This window comes from Vibrio sp. IB15, assembly GCF_016406055.1.
Classification (GTDB): Bacteria; Pseudomonadota; Gammaproteobacteria; order Enterobacterales; family Vibrionaceae; genus Vibrio; species Vibrio chagasii.
The window spans coordinates 1-1,684 of record NZ_JAEFCE010000134.1; the positions used below are offsets into that span (position 1 = coordinate 1).

Annotated in this window: 1 protein-coding gene; it reads left to right on the forward strand. The window is 41.2% G+C overall.

Annotation, left to right across the window (positions count from 1 at the left end):
- Positions 1 to 42: 42 nt before the first annotated feature.
- Entirely contained in the window at positions 43 to 1,293 is a 1,251-nt protein-coding gene (locus tag JC606_RS23065; protein WP_198779531.1) for an HD-GYP domain-containing protein, read from the forward strand.
- The last annotated feature ends 391 nt before the right edge of the window (positions 1,294 to 1,684 follow it).

A 1,684-nucleotide genomic window follows, 5' to 3' on the forward strand; every position in this document is an offset into this window, starting at 1 on the left:
CTTCTTCTTGAAGATAAAAGCGGCTTTCCCCGGAAAGCCGCGATGAACCTAAAAATTACCGTAGATCGCATTCAGCCCGGTCTACATATACGACTTCCCGTCAAGTGGAATGAACCCCCGTTTCTATTCAATAGCTTTAAAATAAAAGACGATGCTCAGGTTAAGATCATTCGACACCTTGGCATCAAACACGTCTATATAAACCTTAATCAAAGTGATACTTCACCTTTGCCGGTTAACCATATGGTTGAGTTGGAATCAGGTGATGACTTACAGGTTAGTCTTGAAGCTGAAAAAATGTGGCAAGAAAAGCATGATCGCATTGAAACTTTAAGTTCTTACCGACGCAGAGTGAGTAACTGTGAGAAAGAGTTTGAGCGTTCACTTGCTCGAATGCGCTCAGTCATGACCAAAATTCGCAATCGTCCTTTGGATGCGGTAGGAGAGGTGAAATCTCTCGTTGATGATATTGTCGAAACATTAGTATGTGATGATAACGTCACACTCCACCTAATGAATGGTAAAGCTGACTTTGAAGATATCTACTTCCACACATTAAATGTTGCTGTTGTTGCCATGATGATCGGCAAAGCTAAAGGCTACAACACACAACAACTGAAAGACCTCTCTTTTGCTGCGTTATTCCATGACGTGGGCAAAATCAAAATACCTGTCGCTATATTAAGAAAGCAGAGCGCATTGACGGTGCCAGAAGAGAACTACTTAAAGCTCCATACTAAGTATGGTGCGGATATCGTTTCTGCAATAGATGATTTTCCTGAAACAGCTAAAAAGGTAATTGCTCAGCATCATGAGATGAATGATGGCTCTGGTTACCCAGAAGGCTTAAAGGAAGAAGAGATTGATGAGTTTGCCAAGATAGTAGCAGTTGCCAATGCATTCGATAACTTGTGCCATGGTAAAACACAGTCACCGCCAATGATCCCTTATTTATCGCTTTCTCACTTATATAAGAACTGCAAACACCTATATAGCCAAGACAACTTAAGTCTATTGGTTAAGTTCATGGGAGTGTACCCGCCAGGAACCGTGGTTCAGCTCTCCAATGATTCAATTGGTATTGTTATTTCGGTAAATGCCAAGCATATGCTTTATCCCAATGTGCTGACGTATGACCCTAGCGTGCCCAGAACACAAGCTCCGGTAATCGACCTGCTTGCTAAAGATATAAAAATCGTTAATGCGGTTAATCCCAACAAGCTACCTGAACAAGTAAGAGAGTACCTAAACCCTAGGTCCCGATTGTCTTACTTCTTTGATAGTGGTGAGTAGTTATCCACAGGGTGCTGTGAGTAATTTGTTCGAAAGTTGGGCTTAAAGTGGTACAAATAAGCCCTTGGTTGAAATGTCTTCGTTTAACCTCTTTTTTCAATAAAAAATGCATTTAATGCTTGCCAATATGAGCGGCGTCTCTATAATTCCGCCTCACTGACACGGCAGACGCCACAAGGCTTCAGCGAAGAATGTTAGTAAAGGCAACTAGCTTTGAGTGATAATTCACTCCTACTTTTAGAAAGTAGAAATTAATTCCAAATAAGTGTTTGACACTGAGAATTAAGTCGCTAGAATGGCCGCCTCTTACGAAGTGACGCAAGTCACAATGAAGAGAAGCTCTTTAACAATTTAAACCTATCAATCTGTGTGGGCACTCGTTGATGAATAT

Bases quoted from the DNA above. Each gene is read 5' to 3' on its own strand.
- JC606_RS23065 (WP_198779531.1), top strand. From the start codon at position 43: ATGAACCTAAAAATTACCGTAGATCGCATTCAGCCCGGTCTACATATA.